15 protein-coding genes are annotated in these 18,805 nt (G+C 71.6%); 12 read left to right on the top strand and 3 right to left on the bottom strand.

Annotation, left to right across the window (positions count from 1 at the left end; translation table 11 throughout):
- Positions 1-59: 59 nt before the first annotated feature.
- Positions 60-3,392, top strand: a complete 3,333-nt coding sequence (locus C8E96_RS03530; protein ID WP_228770168.1) for a glycosyltransferase family 2 protein — start codon at positions 60-62, stop codon at positions 3,390-3,392.
- A 173-nt stretch (positions 3,393-3,565) separates the two neighbouring features.
- On the opposite strand, the gene C8E96_RS03525 is transcribed toward C8E96_RS03530, so the two are convergent.
- Complete coding sequence (locus C8E96_RS03525; protein WP_091381575.1) at positions 3,566-4,027, bottom strand: metallopeptidase family protein; 462 nt, start codon at positions 4,025-4,027, stop codon at positions 3,566-3,568.
- Between the two features lie 129 nt (positions 4,028-4,156).
- Here C8E96_RS03525 and C8E96_RS03520 point away from each other — a divergent pair, with 129 nt between their 5' ends.
- The 8 genes from C8E96_RS03520 to C8E96_RS03485 all read left to right on the top strand — a co-directional run bounded on the left by C8E96_RS03520 (position 4,157) and on the right by C8E96_RS03485 (position 12,578).
- Positions 4,157-4,513, top strand: a complete 357-nt coding sequence (locus C8E96_RS03520; RefSeq protein WP_187220878.1) for a DUF3499 domain-containing protein — start codon at positions 4,157-4,159, stop codon at positions 4,511-4,513.
- A gap of 99 nt (positions 4,514-4,612) precedes the next feature.
- Positions 4,613-5,959, top strand: a complete 1,347-nt coding sequence (locus C8E96_RS03515; protein WP_091381579.1) for a phosphomannomutase/phosphoglucomutase — start codon at positions 4,613-4,615, stop codon at positions 5,957-5,959.
- Between the two features lie 68 nt (positions 5,960-6,027).
- Positions 6,028-6,237: a Trm112 family protein gene (locus C8E96_RS03510; protein ID WP_091381580.1), complete on the top strand. Its 210-nt coding sequence runs from the start codon at positions 6,028-6,030 to the stop codon at positions 6,235-6,237.
- Positions 6,234-7,325 carry a phosphoheptose isomerase family protein gene (locus tag C8E96_RS03505; RefSeq protein WP_228770169.1) on the top strand — a complete coding sequence of 364 codons (1,092 nt, stop codon included), beginning with the start codon at positions 6,234-6,236 and terminating at the stop codon, positions 7,323-7,325. The genes C8E96_RS03510 and C8E96_RS03505 overlap by 4 nt, the downstream gene beginning before the upstream one ends.
- A gap of 43 nt (positions 7,326-7,368) precedes the next feature.
- Complete coding sequence (manA, locus tag C8E96_RS03500; RefSeq protein ID WP_091381582.1) at positions 7,369-8,601, top strand: mannose-6-phosphate isomerase, class I; 1,233 nt, start codon at positions 7,369-7,371, stop codon at positions 8,599-8,601.
- Between the two features lie 39 nt (positions 8,602-8,640).
- Positions 8,641-9,555 carry a cation diffusion facilitator family transporter gene (locus tag C8E96_RS03495; RefSeq protein WP_091381584.1) on the top strand — a complete coding sequence of 305 codons (915 nt, stop codon included), beginning with the start codon at positions 8,641-8,643 and terminating at the stop codon, positions 9,553-9,555.
- Between the two features lie 180 nt (positions 9,556-9,735).
- Positions 9,736-11,259 carry an APC family permease gene (locus C8E96_RS03490; RefSeq protein WP_091381586.1) on the top strand — a complete coding sequence of 508 codons (1,524 nt, stop codon included), beginning with the start codon at positions 9,736-9,738 and terminating at the stop codon, positions 11,257-11,259.
- Between the two features lie 11 nt (positions 11,260-11,270).
- Positions 11,271-12,578 (top strand): glutamate mutase L, encoded by a 1,308-nt coding sequence (locus tag C8E96_RS03485; protein ID WP_091381588.1) that lies wholly within the window; start codon positions 11,271-11,273, stop codon positions 12,576-12,578.
- On the opposite strand, the gene C8E96_RS03480 is transcribed toward C8E96_RS03485, so the two are convergent.
- Both C8E96_RS03480 and C8E96_RS03475 read right to left on the bottom strand, forming a co-directional pair.
- Positions 12,565-13,185 (bottom strand): DUF1345 domain-containing protein, encoded by a 621-nt coding sequence (locus C8E96_RS03480; protein ID WP_091381590.1) that lies wholly within the window; start codon positions 13,183-13,185, stop codon positions 12,565-12,567. The genes C8E96_RS03485 and C8E96_RS03480 overlap by 14 nt on opposite strands.
- Before the next feature lie 23 nt (positions 13,186-13,208).
- Complete coding sequence (locus C8E96_RS03475; protein WP_228770170.1) at positions 13,209-15,497, bottom strand: alpha/beta hydrolase family protein; 2,289 nt, start codon at positions 15,495-15,497, stop codon at positions 13,209-13,211.
- Between the two features lie 160 nt (positions 15,498-15,657).
- Here C8E96_RS03475 and ahcY point away from each other — a divergent pair, with 160 nt between their 5' ends.
- The 3 genes from ahcY (at position 15,658) to mtrA (ending at position 18,798) form a co-directional block, all read left to right on the top strand.
- On the top strand, positions 15,658-17,148 hold the full coding sequence (ahcY, locus tag C8E96_RS03470; RefSeq protein ID WP_091381595.1) for an adenosylhomocysteinase: 1,491 nt from the start codon (positions 15,658-15,660) through the stop codon (positions 17,146-17,148).
- Between the two features lie 293 nt (positions 17,149-17,441).
- A complete protein-coding gene (locus C8E96_RS03465; RefSeq protein WP_091381596.1) occupies positions 17,442-18,083 on the top strand; it encodes a dTMP kinase in 642 nt (213 codons plus the stop codon).
- Between the two features lie 37 nt (positions 18,084-18,120).
- Positions 18,121-18,798, top strand: coding sequence for an MtrAB system response regulator MtrA (gene mtrA / locus C8E96_RS03460; RefSeq protein ID WP_054056022.1), 678 nt, complete (start codon positions 18,121-18,123; stop codon positions 18,796-18,798).
- The last annotated feature ends 7 nt before the right edge of the window (positions 18,799-18,805 follow it).

Here is an 18,805-nt window from a genome sequence, read left to right as displayed (position 1 = left end):
GGGAGGTGTCCACAGTCGTGCCTCCTCGGTCGCGGCAGGTGCTGAGTCGTGGTGCCCCCGTGTTGCGCACCGCACCCGTGTTGGCCGTGCTCGTGTGTCACGACGGCGCGCAATGGCTGCGGCTGGCGCTTTCCGCGCTGCGCCATTCCACGCCGAGACCGCGGCACATCATCGCGGTCGACACCGGCTCCAGCGACGAGACGGCGACCGTGCTCGCCGCGGCGGCCCAAGGCGCGGATCGCATCCTCGACGGCGTCATCACCCTTGACCGCGACACCGGCTTCAGCGACGCCGTGCACGCCGCGGTCGACCACGCCGTGCAGCGCTGGGGCGACCCAGGTGGCTGGATCTGGTTGCTGCACGACGATTCCGCGCCCGACCCGGAGTGCCTCGCCACGCTGCTGCTGGCCGCCGAGATGTCGCCGTCGGCGGGGGTGCTCGGCCCGCTCGCCGTCGAGTGGCAGGACCCGCGTCTGGTGATCGAGGCAGGCCTGTCGACGGATGCGTCCGGCCACCGGCAGACCGGCATCGGTCCGTCCGAAGTGGACTGGAACGCGCTGGGCCGGACGGCCGACGACGGTCGGCGGTTCGAGCAGAGCACCGAGGTGCTCGCCGTGTCGTCGGCCGGAATGCTGATCCGCCGCGAAGTCTGGGAGCGGCTCGGCGGTTTCGACCGCGCCATCCCCATGATGCGCGAGGACATCGACTTCGGCTGGCGGGTCAACCGGGCGGGGCAAGTCGTCCTCTGTGTCCCGGCCGCCCGGATCCGGCATGTCCGCGCCGCGGCCCGCGACCTGCGCGGAGTCGACGCGCGCTCGGTCGTGGGCCCGTCGCCGCGCGCGATCGACCGCGCCCACGGGCTGCGTACCTTCCTGGTGAACTGCTCGACCCTGTCGTTCCTGATCGGCGTGCCGAGGCTGGCCACGCTGTGCCTGTTGCGCGCGCTCGGATTCGCGATGCAGCGCAGGCTCGCCGAGAGCCAGGCCGAACTGCGCGCCGTGGGCTACCTCCTCGGCGGCGGCGCGCGGCTGCGTGCGGCCCGCGCGGCGCGGTCGGCCACCGCGGGCCGCGGCAGCGTCCGCGGGCTGTTCACCAGCAGGCTGACCAGATTCCGCAACGCCGTGCGCGGCGTGCTGTCCACGATGGTCCGCAGGCGGGTCGCCGCCGACGCCGCGCTCGGCAGGCTGCCCGACCCCGGTGTCGTGTGGACCCCACCGGAAGCAGGCCAGGCGCCCCGGATCCCGCTAGGCCCCGACGGGCTCCCGGCGGGCGCGCTGGGCAGGCCCAAGCGGGCCGGTCTGCGCAGGCCGTCGGACGCCATCGCGGTGCCGGTGGCCGTCCCGGACGACGTGCCGGGCGGTCTCCGGCCGAGTCCCCGGCCACGGCCGTCGCCGGTGCCGCGCGACGGCAGCGGCCCGGAGCCCGCGGGCGACCTGATGCTCGTGCACGTCAACCGCGGCGCGGTGCTGCGCCAGATCGCGCTCTCCCCACCGCTGCTGCTCGTGCTCGGCCTGATCGCGCTCGCCGTCGTGGTCAACTCGGCGCGCTGGGGCAACGACCTCGCGGGCGGCAGGCTGCTGCCGGTCGGCGACCTCGGCCAGACGTGGGCGGACTACGTGGCCACCTGGCACGGCGTCGCGGGCGGCACCGCCGCACCCGCTCCCGCCGCCCTGGCCGTCGTCGGCACCCTGGGTGCGCTCTTCGCGCCGCTCGGCGGGCCGCCCGCCGCCGTCGCGTTCCTCTTCCTCGCCGACCTTCCGCTCGCCGGTCTCGCCGCCTACGTCGCGACCCGCCGGGCCCCGGTGCGCCGCTGGGTGCGCGCACTCCTGGCGCTCGGCTACGCGCTGCTCCCGCCCGCCACGGCCGCCGTCGCGCAGGGCAGGCTCGACGTCGTCGTCGTGCACGTCCTGCTGCCGCTCGTCGTCTCCGGGATCGCCTCGCTGCTGGTTCGCAGGCGCACCAGCGCGGGCGGGCGGGCCTGGCTGTCGACCGCCGCGGGCACGGCGCTGGGCATCGCCGTGATCGGCGCCTTCGCGCCGCTGGTGCACCTGGTGATCGTGGTCGTCGCGCTCGCAGGCTTCGTGCTGGTGCCGGGCAACGGAACCCGTCGCGGCGCGGCGCTGTTCCTGCTGGTGCTGATGCCGCTGGCGCTGCTGCTGCCGTGGCCCGCCGTGGTGATCCAACATCCCGCCGTCGTGCTGCACGGCGTCGGCACGCTGATCGAGAACCAGGCCGCGTCGGTGACCGAGCTCCTCACCCTCCACGCGGGGGGACCCGGTGCCTGGCCCTACGTCGGCGGGGCGATCGTCCTCGCGGTCCTGGCCGGTCTGCTGATCCGGCCGCACCGCAGTGCGCTGCCCGGTCTGGCCTTCGCGCTGCTCGGTGTGCTCGCCGTGGCGCTCGTCCGGGTCGTCGCGGCCACGCCGCTGGGCGCCACCGAACCCGCGCACGGCTGGGCGGGCGCGCCGATGCTGATCGTCGGCTGGGGACTGCTGTGGGCGATGCTCGGGCTCTGCCGAACCGATCCGACCGCCGCGCGCAGTCCGCTCGCCCGGCCCGCGGCGGTGGTGGGCGTGCTGATCCTCGCGGCCCTCGTCGCCAACGCGATGATCCCCGGCCGGGAAGGTCCGCTGCGCGAGGGCGGCGGGATGGCGCTGCCGAACACCGTCGTCCACGAACTTGCCGATACCCGGCGGTCGGTCCTGGTCAGCGCCACCGACGGTCCGGTCCGCCAGATCGCCGCCCGCGCGCCGCGCTTCGGCGACGACGACTACGCGCCGACCCCGGCCGCCCCGCTGCGGCTGGCCGACCTCGACGCGGACCTGCGCGCCGCCGACTCGCCGACCGTTCGGTCCGCGGTGGTCCGCGCGGCCGCGGGCGGTGTGCTGTTCGTCGTCCCGCCGGACCGGGTCGCGGGGGAGCAACTGCGCAGGCTGGCGGGTGAGCTCGTCGCCGACGCCCCGGAGACCTCCGACGGGCGGCCGGTGCTCCGGCTGCAGCCGGCGGCGGGATCGGCCGCGCTGCTCTCACCGGAACTGGCCCGCGCGGCCGTCACCGGCGGCGAACCCCCGACCCGGCTCGACGCGGGCGGCGTGGTCCCGGTCGACGCCGCGCCACCCAGCGTCGCGGTGCGGGTCTCCGATGGTCCGCAGGGCAGGCTGCTGGTGGTGGCGGCCGAAGAGGAACCGGGCTGGCAGGCGACGGTCGACGGCAAGCAGGCCGCGATCGTGCGGGCCTGGGGCCACCTCGTCGCCATCGTGATCCCGACCCGCGAAGCGGAGGTCCGGATAGAGCAGCCCACGGCCCTACGCAGCGTCCTGCTCCTAACCCAGGGCGCCGTAGTCCTCTTCATCCTCCTGACAGCCATCCCCGGCCGCAGAGAAGACGACTAACCCGCGAGTCGCCCCGCCAGGCAAGTGAGTCGCCCCGCCAGGCAAGTGAGTCGCCCCGCCAGGCAAGTGAGTCGCCCCGCCAGGCAAGTGAGTTCGACATTCGCGACTCACGAAGGTCGAACTCACTTGCCGGAGCGGGCGACTCACTTGCCGGAGCGGGCGACTCGCGAAGCTTAGGATTCGCCGTCGATTACGCCGGGGTCGAGGTTGAGGTAGTTGGCTACCTGCTCGACGAGGACGTCGTGGATCAGGTCGGCCAGGTCGGCGCCGTCCTTCGCCCTGGCCTCCAGGGGCCTGCGGTACAGGACGATGCGGGCGCGGGTCGGCTGTCCGCGCCGGTCGACACCGGCGGCCACCAGGCGCGCGAGCGGCACGCCGCTGTCGGCGAGCACCCCGTCGGGCGCGGTGCCGTCGGGGACTTCGGGCACGTCGTCGACGGCCACGTCGAGCTTGGTCAGCTCCGTGCGCCACCGGGCCTCGATCGGTTCCAGCGCGTCGAGCACGAGCGCGTCGAACTTCTCCGCGCGCGTGCTGGCCGCGGGCAGGGTCGACGGGAACAGCGGACCGCGCAGACCGCGGCCATGTCGATCGCGGTTGCGTCGTCCGCGCCGCCGGGAACTGCGAGCTGTCACCACGGAGAGCAGGTTACGCGGTCGCCCCACTGCGCCGATTGGGCGTGCCCGCGGCGACGACGGCGGGTAGGAGGGCGTGTCGTGGGCGCGTCTGCGTCGTGCGAACCCTCGGAGGCGCTATGGTCACCGATCGTGCGGAGCGTGAGACGGTGTTCGCGAACCGGGTGTCTCAACCCGGCCGTCGCCACGCTGACCTACGCCTATGCGGAGTCCACCGCCGTCGTCGGGCCACTGGCCACTTACTCCGAACCGCACAGCTACGACCTGTGCGAGGAGCACGCCCTGCGGCTGACCGTGCCGCGCGGGTGGGAGGTCGTCCGGCATGACGGCGAGTTCGCCCTGCCGGAGCCGACGGTGGACGACCTGACGGCGTTGGCGGAGGCCGTCCGCGAGGCTGGTCGCGTGGACCGGCCCATCGAGCCCCCCGACCCAGGCATGGGCTTCCGCCGCGGCCACCTCCGCGTCCTCCCGGACCCAGTCAACGATTGATTTCGCGGTCGGTACTGCCGGGATGTTCCCCGCCGGTAGGCTGCCGGAGGCATCGTAGGTGGCAGCGCAGCGCCGCCGATCCGACCCCTGGGAGCATCAGTGCGTGACCTGTCCGGCGTCTTCAAGGCCTACGACATCCGCGGCGTCGTCGGCGAGCAGATCGATGCCGACCTCGTCCGAGCCACCGGAGCCGGGTTCGCCCGACTCGTCGGCGGTCCGACCATCGTCGTCGGTCACGACATGCGCGACTCGTCCCCCGGTTTGGCCGAGGCGTTTGCCGAGGGCGCGGCGGGCGAGGGCGTCGATGTGATCAACATCGGCCTGGCCAGCACCGACATGCTCTACTACGCCTCCGGCAGCCTGAACCTGCCCGGCGCGATGTTCACCGCGAGCCACAACCCCGCGAAGTACAACGGCATCAAGCTCTGCCGCGCGGGCGCTTCCCCGGTCGGCCAGGACAGCGGCCTCACCGACATCCGCCGCGATGTCGAGGCGCAGACCCCGAGCTCCGGCAAGACCGCCGCCGTCGAGACGCGCGACCTGCTCGCCGACTACGCCGTCTACCTGCGCAAGCTCGTCGACCTCTCCGGCAGCCGTCCCCTCAAGATCGTGGTGGACGCGGGCAACGGCATGGGCGGCTACACCGTCCCGACCGTGTTCGAGGGCCTGCCCATCGAGATCATCCCGATGTACTTCGAGCTCGACGGCAACTTCCCGAATCACGAGGCGAACCCGCTAGACCCGAAGAACATCGTCGACCTGCAGGCCAAGGTCGTCGAGGTCGGCGCGGACGCGGGCCTGGCCTTCGACGGCGACGCCGACCGCTGCTTCGTCGTCGACGAGCTCGGCCAGCCGGTGTCCCCGAGCGCGGTCACCGCGCTGGTCGCGGTGCGCGAGCTGGCCAAGGACCCGGGCGGCACGGTCATCCACAACCTGATCACCTCGAAGGCCGTCCCCGAGATCGTCGCCGAGCACGGCGGCAAGCCGGTCCGCACCCGCGTGGGCCACTCCTTCATCAAGGAGGAGATGGCGCGCACCGGGGCGATCTTCGGCGGCGAGCACTCGGCGCACTACTACTTCCGCGACTTCTGGAAGGCCGACACGGGCATGCTGGCCGCGCTGCACGTGCTGGCCGCGCTCGGCGAGCAGGACGGCCCGCTCTCGGCGCTCACCCGCGAGTACAACCGCTACGCCGCCTCCGGTGAGGTCAACTCGACCGTCGCCGACCAGGCCGACCGGCTCGCCGCGATCAAGGCCGAGTTCGGCGGACGCGACGGTGTGGAGCTCGACGAGCTCGACGGCCTGACCGTGCAGCTGCCGGACGGCGCGTGGTTCAACCTGCGCGCGTCCAACACCGAGCCGCTGCTGCGCTTGAATGTCGAGGCCGCCGACGACGCCGCGGTGGCCGCGCTGCGCGACGAGGTGCTGGCCATCGTGCGGGCCTGACCGGCGCTGATCTTGACCGAGCGGGAGCCGCCCCGCCCTGGGACACTCAGACCACGAGGAGGACCACCATGGCAGTCGACCTGGACCCGCAGTTGCTCGACATCCTCGCGTGCCCGTCGGATGACCACGCCAAACTGGTCGTCGGCACGCCCGCCGACCCCGACGCCGACGCCTTGACCTGCACCGAGTGCGGTCGCCAGTTCCGAGTGGACGACGGCGTCCCCGTCTTGCTGCTCGACGAGGCCATCGAGCCGGGCGAGCAGCCGGCGGACCAGTGACCGCGCTGCCCGACGACAGCCTGCTGGACGACGCCGTCCGGCTGGCCGAGGTCGACACGCACGGGTTGCTGCGGGCCGCCGCGCTCGCGGGGGCCCAGGTGCGCGCGACCGCCGATGCCGCCGCCGAGGCGAAGATCGAGCAGCTGGAGGGGTTCAAGCCCCGCGCGATCGTGCTGGTCACCCGGCCCGGCCTGGGTCCGGCCGTGTCGCATCTGCTCGCCGCGCTGCTGCTGCCGTCGTGCCCGGCGCCGCTGGTGGTCACCGACCAGGTGCCGAACTGGATCGGCCCGCTCGACGTCGTGATCGCGCACACCGACGACGCGGGTGAGTCCGTGCTCGCCGAGTCGATCGCCCGCGCGGGCCGCTTCGGCGCGAGTATCGTGCTGACCGCCCCCGAGGAGGGGCCGGTCGCCGCCGCCGCGGCGGGCCAGGCGGTGCTGATCACCCCGCGTATCAGCGTGCCGCCGGGGTTCGGGTTCGCCAAGGCGCTCACGTCGGGTCTGCTCGCGCTGCGTTCGCTGGGCCTGCTCAAGGTCGACATCGACGCCCTCGCCGATGAGCTCGACAAAGAGGCCGAGCGCGACCACATGCAGCACGAGTCGTTCGTCAACCCGGCCAAGTCGCTCGCGCTGCGGCTGGCCGACCACACGCCGCTGCTGTGGGGACTCGACCCGGTCGCGTCCGCCGTGGGCAGGCACGCCGCGCAGGTCCTGGCCACCCACACCGAGGCGGTGTGCGACGTCGCGGGCTACCCGCAGGCGATGAGCCGAACCGCGCTGCACCGCGCCGCCGTCGCCGCCACCTCCGGCCGCGACGTGTTCGCCGACCCGGACGACGTCGACGGCCCCGCCGCCGCGCTGCGCGTGCTGCTCCTGGCGGTCCGCTCGGTCCCCGGTGACCCGGCGCGCGCCCACGCCGCGGCGACGCTGCCCGGGGCCGACCTGCTTTCCATCGCCGAAGAGGTGACCGGTGACGAGCCGACGCTCGCCGCCGTGCTCGCGCTCAGATTCGAGTTCGCCGCGCTCTATCTCGGCCTGGCGGCGGGTACCGCGGGGGGATCGGGGCCGTACGCGCCCACTAACGCCTGATTCGGATCAGGCGAGTTCTTGGTGGAATGAGGATGGAGTCGTAGTGGAGCTTTTGCGCAATGCTGTGCGCCCGTACGCCTGGGGGTCGCGCACGATCATTGCCGAGCTGCTCGGAAAGCCGGTGCCCGCACCGCATCCGGAGGCGGAGCTGTGGATGGGCGCCCACCCTGGCGACCCGTCGCACCTGGCGCGCACGGACGTCTCGCTGATCGACTGCATCGAAGCCGACCCGGAGCGCCAGCTCGGTGCGGAGAACGCCGCCCGCTGGGGCAACAAGCTGCCGTTCCTGCTCAAGATCCTCGCCGTCGAGGAGCCGCTGAGCCTGCAGGCCCACCCGTCGGCCGTGCAGGCCGCAGACGGGTACGCGCGCGAAGAGGCCCTCGGCATCGCGCGTGACGCGGGGGAACGCAACTACCCAGATCCGACGGCGAAGCCGGAACTGGTGTGCGCGCTGACCGAGTTCCACGCGCTCGCGGGCTTCCGCGACCCGCACCGCACGGTCGCCCTCCTCGACGCCGTGCGCACCCCCAGCCTGTCGCCCTACATCGACCTGCTGAGCGACCAGCCTGACCCCGATGGTCTGCGGGCGCTGTTCACCACGTGGATCACGCTGCCGCAGACCTCGCTGGAAAGCCTGCTGCCGGACCTGTTCGACGCGTGCGTGCGGCACATGAAGGAGCACGGCGAGTTCACCCTGGAATGCCAGACGGTGCTCGAACTCGGCGAGCGCTACCCCGGCGACTCCGGTGTGCTGGCGGCACTGCTGCTCAACCGGCTGGTCCTGCGGCCCGGTGAGGCGATCTACCTGCCCGCGGGCAACCTGCACGCCTACCTGCATGGCACCGGTGTGGAGATCCTCGCCAACTCGGACAACATCCTGCGCGGCGGGCTCACCCCCAAGCACGTCGACGTCCCGGAACTGCTGCGGGTTCTCGACTTCCGCTGCGGCGACATGCCGGTCACGACGGGCGACCACGACGGCGAGCTGCGCACGTACCGGACGGACGCGGCCGAGTTCGAGCTGTCCAGGATCGAATGGCCCGACGACGACCGGGCGGAGGTGGCGATGCCGAGCGGGCGTCCGCAGATCGTCGTCTGCACCGAGGGAGCTGTCACGGTGCGGGGCTACAGCGGCGAGATCACCCTGGCCCGGGGTCACTCGATCTGGGTGCCCGCCGCCGACCCGGAACTGAAGGTGCGTCCCGATGGGACGGGTCGGGCACAGATTTTCATCGCGACCGTGGGTGCCGAGTCACCGGCGCACGACACGCTTTAGTCTCATCCCGACATACCGGACTTAGTTTGAGGAGAGCCCGTGTCCGCAGGGGGTAGCACCAAGGCGATTCTGGCCGCGCTGTTCGCCAACGCCGGTATCGCCGTGGCGAAGTTCGTCGGCTTCCTGGTGACGGGATCGTCGTCGATGCTCGCGGAGTCCGTGCACTCCGTGGCCGACACGTCCAACCAGGGCCTGCTGCTGCTCGGGCAGAAGACCTCCCAGCGCGCCGCCACGAAGATGCACCCGTTCGGCTACGGCCGCGACCGGTACTTCTACTCGTTCATCGTCGCGCTGATGCTGTTCACCCTCGGTTCGGCGTTCGCGCTGTACGAGGGCATCCACAAGCTCAGCCACCCGGAGCCGCTGAAGTCGGCGATCGTCGCGGTGATCATCTTGGTGGTCGCGATCGGCCTGGAGTGCTACTCGTTCTACACGGCCATCGTGGAGTCCAAGAAGGTCAAGGGCGACGCGACCTGGTGGGGCTTCATCCGCCAGTCGCGCACCCCGGAGCTGCCGGTCGTGCTGCTGGAGGACGCGGGCGCCCTGTTCGGCCTCGTCCTCGCCCTCTTCGGCGTCGGCATGACGGTCCTGACCGGAGACCCGGTCTGGGACGCGATCGGCACGATCTGCATCGGCGTGCTGCTCGGGATCATCGCGATCATCCTGATCATCGAGATGAAGTCGCTGCTGATCGGCGAGGGCGCCACGGCGTCGGAGTCCGAGACGATCGAGGCCAGCCTGGTGAGCGGCAAGATCGAGCGGGTCATCCACATCCGCACCCAGTACGTCGGGCCGGACGAGCTCCTCATCGCCGCCAAGATCGGCTTCGCCGCGGACCTGACCCTGGCCGAGATCGCCCAGGCCATCGACCAGGCCGAGGCCCGCATCCGCGCCGCCGTTCCCGCTGCCCGCCTGATCTACCTCGAGCCCGACCTCTACCGCGCCCCCGTCTAACCCGGGGTCGGGGTAGTTCGACCGCCATAACGCAACGGGCGCTTTCGTGGGCCCGTTGCGTTTGGGTGGGAGTGGGCGGAGCTGAACGGCCCGACCGGCCCCCCGCAAAGCCCGTAGCCAGAATCACAAGCCGGACCCACCATCCTGCAACCGCATTCGCGCCGGCTTAGCCTCGTGGGCATGCCTGGGACCGGTTTGTGGCGCACGAAGTCGGTGGAGCAGTCGATCGCGGACACCGACGATCCCGACACCAGACTCCGCCGCACCCTCTCCACCTGGGACCTCACGGTCTTCGGCGTGGCTGTCGTCATCGGTGCCGGGATCTTCACGCTCACCGCCCGCACGGCCGGTGACCTCGCGGGCCCGTCGACCTCGTTGGCGTTCGTCTTCGCCGCGATCGCCTGTGCGCTCGCGGCCCTGTGCTACGCCGAGTTCGCCTCGACGGTGCCGGTCGCGGGCAGTGCGTACACGTTCTCCTACGCCACGTTCGGCGAGTTCATGGCGTGGATCATCGGGTGGGACCTGGTGCTGGAACTCGCGGTCGGATCGGCGGCGGTGGCCAAGGGGTGGTCGGTGTACCTCAACACCGTCCTCGGCTACGTCGTCGGCTTCGACTCTTCGGCGACGACGGCGACCGTGGTCAAGATCGCCGGTTTCGCCGTCGACTGGGGTGCGCTGCTGCTCGTGGTGACCCTGGCCATGCTGCTCGGCATCGGCACCAAGCTGTCCTCGCGGGTCAGCATGGTGATCACCGGGATCAAGGTCGCGATCGTGCTGTTCGTGATCGTGCTGGGGCTGTTCTTCGTCAAGGCGGCCAACTACACACCGTTCATCCCGGAGGCGCGGCCGCCGACGGACGGGTCGGGCGGGGGTGTGGAGCAGTCGCTGTTCTCGCTGATCGCGGGCCACGAGGGCAGCGCGTTCGGCGGGTTCGGGCTGCTGGCCGCCGCGTCGCTGGTGTTCTTCGCGTTCATCGGGTTCGACATCGTGGCCACCACCGCCGAGGAGACAGTCAACCCGCAGCGGTCGGTGCCGCGCGGCATCCTCGGGTCGCTCGCGATCGTCACCGTGCTCTATGTCGCCGTGTCGCTGGTGCTCGTCGGCATGGTGTCCTACCAGCAGCTGGCGACCACGGTGAAGCCCGACGGCACCGAGGACAAGAAGACCCTGGCCACGGCGTTCGCCCTCAACGACGTCGACTGGGCCGCCCAGGTCATCTCCGTCGGCGCGCTCGCCGGTCTGACGACGGTGGTCATGGTGCTGATGCTCGGCCAGATCCGGGTCATCTACGCGATGTCGCGCGACGGCCTGATGCCGCGCGGCCTCGCGCACACCGGCAGCCGTGGCACCCCCGCGCGGGCGACCATCGCGGTCGCGGCCCTCGTGGCGATCGCCGCGACGTTCTTCGAGGCCGACAAGCTCGAGGAGATGGTGAACGTCGGGACGCTGTTCGCGTTCATCCTGGTCTCCGCCGGGGTGATCGTCCTGCGCCGCACCCGGCCCGACCTGCCGCGCGCGTTCCGCGTCCCGTGGGTGCCGCTCGTCCCGCTGCTCGCGATCGGCGCGTGCCTGTGGCTGATGCTCAACCTGACCGTCCTGACCTGGCTGCGCTTCGGCATCTGGATGGCGCTCGGCGTGGTCGTCTACTTCGTCTACAGCAGGCGCAATTCCGTGCTCGGGAAGCGCGAGCTCGTCGACAAGTAGGATTCGCGCTCGTGCCCCTGCTCTGCCTGGACGTCGGCTCGACGTGGACCAAAGGCGCCCTGGTGTCGCCCGACGGCGACCTGCTGGGGACCGCCCAGCATGAGACGACGCCCCCGGAGGTGCTCGACGGCGTCGCCGCGGTGACGTCGGCCCTCGGCGCGGCGGAGGCGGAGGTGCTCGCGTGTTCGTCGGCGGGTGGGGGCCTGCGGCTCGCGGTCGTCGGCCAGGAGCGGCTGGTGAGCGCCGAAGCCGGCTACCGGGTGGCTCTTTCGGCAGGCGCGAAGGTTGTCCACGTCTCCAGCGGCGACCTCGACGGCGCCGGAATCCGGGCGCTGCGGGCGGACCGCCCGGACATCGTGCTGCTGGTCGGCGGGACCGACGGCGGCGACCAGCGGGTGCTGCTGCACAACGCGCGCAAGCTGGCGGTCAACCGGATCACGGTGCCGATCGTGCTCGCGGGCAACGCCGAAGCACGTGATGAGGCGCTGGCGCTGCTGGCGGGCCGCAGCGTCGTGGCGACCGACAACGTCCTGCCCGACGTGGGAGAGCTGGCCCCCGGACCGGCACGCAAGGCGATCCGGGCGGCATTCCTGAGTCACGTGATCGGCGGCAAGGGGCTCTCCCGTGGGCCGCGGTTCCGGTCGCTGGTCCGCACGGTCACCCCGGACGCGGTGCTCACCGGGGTCTCGCGGCTCGCGGGAGTGCTGGCGCGCGAGGAGGAACAGGGCGCGGTCCTCGTCGTCGACGTGGGTGGCGCGACGACCGACGTGTACTCCGCAGTGTCCACTGTGGAGGGTGAGCGGGTCACGACGGTGGCGCTGCCCGCGGACCGGCGCACGGTCGAGGGTGACATCGGCATGCGCTGGTCGGCGCCCGGGATCGTCGCCGAGGCGGTCGTGGAACGGCTGGTCAGCGGTTCGGAAGACCTTGCCGCGGCGGCGAAACACCGGGCGGCCGACGTCGACTTCATCCCGTCGACCGATGAAGAGTCCGAAGTGGACCTGCGGTTGGCGTCGCTGGCGGCGATCCTCGCCGTCCGGCGGCACCTGAGGCTGGTCGACGGGCAACTGGGTCCGCGCGGCGCGGGCCTGCTGGTGCTCTCCGGCGGCGTCTTCCGGCACGCCACCGCCGATGGGCTCGCGCGGGTGGAGGAGACACTGCGCGCCGACCCGATTCTGCGGCCGGTCCTGCGCACCGCGCGGGTGGTGGTCGACCGCGACTACGTCCTGGCACCCGCCGGACTGCTCACCGACGTGGGGCGTGGCGAGGCGGCCGACCGGCTGCTGGAGTCCAGCCTGGTCCAGGTCACTTCCCGGTGATCACGCCGACCGCGATACCCAGGGTCGCGGTGTTGTAGATGAACGACAGGACGCTGTGGGCAAGGATCCGCAGCCGCACCGCGGGAGTCCGCGTCTCGACGTCGGACACGGCGAACGAAGTGCCGACGGTGAACGAGAAGTAGGCGAAGTCCAGGAACCTGGGCTGCTCGGTGGCCGGGAACACCAGGATCCGCTCGGGCAGCGCCGCGTAGTAGGCCTGCGCGTAGCGTTCCGCGTAGCCGAAGTGCAGGATCGCCCACGCGAGCAGTACGGCGGGAACGGCGACCACCTTCGCCACCAGAGCGGTGTCCGCGTCCTCGGTGCCGATCACGATGGTCAGCCCGGCGGTGATCCCGACCAGGCTCGTGAACAGCGTGAACAACGAACCCGCCCGCCGTCCCAGGATGCTGTGCAGCCAGTCGAGGTTCTCCGCCCCGGCCCGCTTGTCGCGGATCAGGCGTGCGACGCGGATTCCCAGGTAGACCAAGGCGAGCAGATCCCACAGCGCGATGTAGGTGATGTTGTCCGAGACGAAGACGAGCACGCCGAGGACGATCAGCGCGCCCTCGATCAGCCGGGCCACCAGGAATGACACCTTTGTCGCCAAGACCGCTCCTTCCAGGGAAAGCCTCAGCGCGTCCCGGCGCTCGGCCAGGGCAGACCCGACGATTCCGGTTCCTCCGGGTCGAGCCCCGCAGCCATCGCGACCGCGCGGTCCCACTCCGGGTCCGCCGTGTAGTTGCCGTGCTTGAGCACCCCCGCCGCCCACCGCCGCGCCGGGAACGGGCCGCGCATCGGGTCCGGCAGCCAGTGGTCGCCGCCCAGAACCAAGGCGCCCGTCGGGCTTCGCGTGGCCGCGGGCAGCGGTCCGACCGTGCCGTCCGGGCGGAAACCTGTGCCGAGCAGCCGGTCGCCGCACACCTGCCTGCCCCACGTCGTCACCGCGCCGCCGACCGCGTCGGTGCCGCGGCACAGGGCGCGCCAGCGGGTGCCGAGTTCGCCCGCGAGCGTGCTCAGCGAGCTGTGGGGGACCACGGCGGGGAACGCGCGCGAGTAAGCCCATTGCAGCTGCGAGCCCACCGTCACGATCCCGACCCGCTGTCGCTCCGGTTCGTTGAGCGACTCCAGCAGCCGCGCGGCGGTGACCGCCACCAGCAGCCCGCCCTGGCTGTGGCCGGTCAGCACGACCCGCGTGTTCGGGTCCCGCAGGTGGTAGCTCACCCGCGCCGCCAGCTCCGGGGCGACTTTGAGCGCGTAGCACGGCGGCACCGTCGGATGGGCCTCACGCGGCCAGAAGCAGGCCAGGTCGGCCACCACGCCCAGCCGTCTGCCCAGCGCCGGGTCCGTCGCCGCGGTGTAGACCGCGCGCAGCAGCGACACCGCGAGCAGGCCGAGCGCGACGATCCCGACCGCGGAGAACGGCTCCATCCACACCGGCGGCTGCACGCCGAGAACGCGGGTCGTGACCGCGATGCCCGCGCCGAGCGCCAGGACGCTCGCCCCCGTCAGCAGCAGGCGGTGCAGGTTTCGGCGTTGCCACGTGGCGGTGTGCCACGCGCGGTCGGCGCGGACCCGGTCGCGCGGCCTGCCTTGGTGCAGCAGGTCGACCTCGTGCTGCCCGCGCCTGCGCAGGTACCTGATGACCACCCAGGCCACCACCGGCAGCGCCACGACGAGACCGATCGCCGCGCCCGCGCCCCACAGCAGCGTCACCTGCTCATACCCGGGCGGCAGCCGGATCCCCTCGGTCCCGACGAGTTTGCGCACCGAGATCGCCAGCCCCGCGCCGAAACCGCCACCCAGCAGCCCCGCGACCGCCAGCACCGGCGCCGACATCCACCCGCCCGCCCACGGCCGCAGGTCGCGCGGCAGTCCCGACCACGTGCGCCGGGCGATCAGGGCGGCGGGCACCAACAGCACCCCGAGCAGCACGACGGCGCCGATGAGCGCCCCGGCCACCGCCTCGACGGTCGCCCCCGCACCCGGCAGGCCGGTCGCGGGCAGTTCGACGAGCGCCCCCGCGCCGAGGACCAGCATGACGCCGACCGCCAGCAGCACCGCCCGGCTCACCGGGCCCAGCACCGCCCGCAGCAGCTTTCCCGCGCGCTCCGGCACGGCGCCGCGCGGATCGTCGAGGGTCAGCACCGCCAGCAGACAGAAGCCGAGCACGCCGAGAACGCCGAACCAGAGCACCCGGTCGGACTGCTGCGCGGGCATCGCGAACGGCCCGCCCAGGGCCAGCAGCGCCACCGTGCCCAGCGCCGACACCAGGTGCAGCGTCCGCAGGGCCGGGGTGTCCGGGTCGGCGACCAGGTTGCGCCCGGGAAGGACCACCTTGGTGTTCGGCCGCGCCGCGGGCGGGTTCGGCGAGTCGGCGGTCTCCCAGGCGACACCCGAGATGCGGTGCAGCACCAGGACCGCCAGCAGCACCGGCAGCAGCCCCGCGACCTGCCGCATCGGGTAGGTCTCACGCACCAGGTCGGGCACCGACGTCAGGCAGTCCGCACCCGGCGCGAGGCACTGCGCGGCCAGCAGGTCGAGACTCACCACGGCGGCCTGCCCGACCAGCAGCATCGTCAGCAGCACGGCGGCCAAGCGCAGCAGCGACCGGTTCAGCACACCCAGCAGCGTGCCCACCCGGCTCCCGCTCGGGATCGGCGGCAGCATCCAGTGCGCGACGTTGGCCAGCGAGAACGGGAACAGCAGCGCCCACGTCGCCTTCGCCCACCCGCCTGAGGTCATCGCGCCCCAGACGTATCCTTCGACAATGCGCGGCACGGATCTGCCCTCGGCCCGCAGCACCGGCCCGGGCGCCGGCCGCAGCAGCCGGTCGGCCGGGCGCACGATGCGGCCCACCCCGTCTCCGGCCACGTCGACCGCGGCGACGGCGGAAACCAGCGACTCGGCACTGGTGCCCATGTTCCCGTGCACGCGTAATTCGACAACGCGCGTTTCCGTGCCAGTCAGCAGCACTTCTCTCCCAGGTCGCCTATATACGCCGAACAGCCCTTTGGGCGATCCCCGCCACTGCCCACAACGGTAGTGTTCGGCTGGAACCAGAGTCTGGAGGATTCACTCGATGACCGCAGAAGACACGCGGACCACTACCGGGGCGAGCTACGCGCAGACCCGCAACGGCATTGATTTCGCGGTAGCCGATCTTTCGTTGGCCGAATTCGGCCGCAAGGAGATTCGCCTGGCCGAGCACGAGATGCCGGGCCTGATGGCGCTGCGCCGCGAGTACTCGGAGGTGTACCCGCTGCGCGGCGCGCGCATCTCCGGCTCGCTGCACATGACCGTGCAGACCGCCGTACTGATCGAGACACTGGTGGACCTCGGCGCCGAGGTGCGCTGGTGTTCGTGCAACATCTTCTCCACCCAGGACCACGCGGCCGCCGCGGTCGTCGTCGGCCCGCACGGGACCGAGGAGGAGCCCAAGGGTGTTCCGGTCTACGCCTGGAAGGGCGAGACGCTGCCGGAGTACTGGTGGGCGACCGAGAAGATGATGACCTGGCCCGACGGCCAGGGCCCGAACATGATCCTGGACGACGGTGGCGACGCCACCATGCTCGTGCACAAGGGCACCGAGTTCGAGAAGTCCGGTGTCGTGCCCGGCACGGACGAGGCGAACCCCGAGGAGTGGAACGTCTTCCTCGAGCTGCTCCAGGCTTCGCTCGCCGCCGACGCGGGCAAGTGGACGAAGATCGGCTCCCAGATCATGGGTGTCACCGAGGAGACCACGACCGGCGTGCTGCGGCTCACGCAGATGGCCGCCCAGGGAACGCTGCTGTTCCCGGCGATCAACGTCAACGACTCGGTGACGAAGTCGAAGTTCGACAACCGCTACGGCATCCGGCACTCGCTGGTCGACGGCATCAACCGCGGCACGGACGTGCTGATCGGCGGCAAGGTCGCGGTCGTCTGCGGCTACGGCGACGTCGGCAAGGGCTCCGCGGAGTCGCTGCGCGCCCAGGGTGCCCGGGTGATCGTCACCGAGATCGACCCGATCTGCGCGCTGCAGGCGGCGATGGACGGGTACGAGGTGCGCACCCTCGACGAGGTCATCGAGAAGGCCGACATCGTGATCACCACGACCGGCAACAAGGACGTCGTCCTCGTCGACCACATGGCGCGGATGAAGCACCAGGCGATCCTGGGCAACGTCGGCCACTTCGACAACGAACTCGACATGGCGGGCCTGACCCGCTACCCGGGGGTCAAGCGGATCAACATCAAGCCGCAGGTCGACGAGTGGGTGTTCCCGACCGGCCGCTCGATCATCGTGCTGTCCGAGGGCCGCCTGATGAACCTGGGCAACGCCACCGGCCACCCCTCGTTCGTCATGTCGAACAGCTTCTCGAACCAGGTCATCGCGCAGATCGAGCTGTACACCAAGCGCGAGGAATACGACAACGAGGTCTACCGCCTCCCGAAGAAGCTCGACGAGAAGGTCGCCCGCATCCACCTGGAGGCACTCGGCGGCTCGCTCACCAAGCTGACCAAGGACCAGGCCGAGTACATCGACGTCGACGTCGAGGGCCCGTTCAAGTCGGAGCACTACCGCTACTGAGTCACGGCGCTTTCCGGCCCCGACACGCGACCCGCGTGCCGGGGCCGGCGTCTGTCCGGAAGAAAAACCCGATCAAGGTGTAACGCGGCGGGCCGCCGTAGCGATCATGCAAAGTTCTGGCCTGAGCGAGGGGTGGGCCAGAGCACCTGCCGCCCGCGGGCGGATGACGCCGGTGGAGGGGACATTCCACGACTGGGGTACGGGGAACGTCTCGTCCACCGGCGTCCAGGTTCAGCGTGGCGACAGCGGGGCTGACACGATCCCGACACCGCAGGCCACGTAGGGTTTCCGGCGTGGGTCGACTGATCGTCATCGAGGGGCTGGACGGCGCGGGCAAGCGCACGTTGGCCGAGAAGCTGACCGCCGCTCTCACCGAGCGCGGAGCCAAGGTCATCAGCAGGGCGTTCCCCCGCTACGGCAAGTCCGTCACCGCGGATCTCGTCCACGACGGCCTCCACGGCAGGCTCGGCAAGCTCGGCGAGTCCGTCTACGGCACCGCCGTCCTCTACGCGCTCGACCGTCAGGGTGCCGCCGCCGACCTGCAGTTCGCCCTCGACACCTCCGACGTCCTCCTCCTCGACCGCTACATCGCCTCCAACGCCGCCTACGGCGCCGCCCGCCTGCACGAGGACGCCGACGGCGAGTTCGTCGAGTGGGTCCGGGCCCTCGAGGTCGACCGGTTCGCCCTGCCCGTCCCGCACGCGCAACTGCTGCTGCGGGTTCCGGCCGAGCTCGCGGTCGCCCGCGCGGAGCACCGCGAGAAGACCGAGGACCGCGCGCGGGACAAGTGGGAGGCCGACGGCGGGCTCCAAGCGCGTTGCGCGGCGGTCTACGACGGGCTCGCCGCGAAGGGCTGGCTCTCCCCGTGGCACGTCCTCGACGGGACCGCCGACACCGACTTCGCCGCCCTCGCCGCGACCCTGCTTGAGCCCTGATCCACGCGCTGACCGTGCGCAATGCGACGATGTGCACATGAAGGCACGTGTGCTGGTAGTGGACGACGACCCGGCTCTGGCCGAGATGCTCACCATCGTGCTGCGCGGCGAGGGCTTCGACACCGCCGTGGTGGCCGATGGTTCCCGTGCGCTGCCCGCGCTGCGTGAGCTCAAACCCGACCTGGTGCTGCTCGACCTGATGCTCCCGGGCATGAACGGGATCGACGTGTGCAAGGCGATCCGTGGCGAGTCCGGCGTGCCGATCGTCATGCTGACCGCCAAGAGCGACACCGTCGACATCGTCCTCGGGCTGGAGTCCGGCGCCGATGACTACGTCGTCAAGCCGTTCAAGCCCAAGGAGCTCGTCGCCCGGGTGCGCGCCCGGCTGCGCCGCACCGAGTCCGAGCCCGCCGAGACCCTCGGCATCGGCGACCTGACCATCGACGTCCCCGGCCACGAGGTCCTGCGCGACGGCAAGGCCATCCAGCTCACCCCGCTGGAGTTCGACCTGCTCGTCGCCCTGGCCCGCAAGCCGCGGCAGGTGTTCACCCGCGAGGTGCTGCTCGAGCAGGTGTGGGGCTACCGCCACGCCGCCGACACGCGCCTGGTCAACGTGCACGTCCAGCGCCTGCGCTCCAAGGTCGAGCGCGACCCGGAGCACCCCGAGGTCGTACTGACGGTCCGAGGTGTGGGCTACAAGGCGGGCCCTCCGTGAGAGCGCT

The organism is Actinokineospora alba, from assembly GCF_004362515.1.
Classification (GTDB): domain Bacteria; phylum Actinomycetota; class Actinomycetes; order Mycobacteriales; family Pseudonocardiaceae; genus Actinokineospora; species Actinokineospora alba.
The sequence above is the reverse complement of the archived record's forward strand: the minus strand, read 5'-3'. Positions and strand labels throughout refer to the sequence as shown.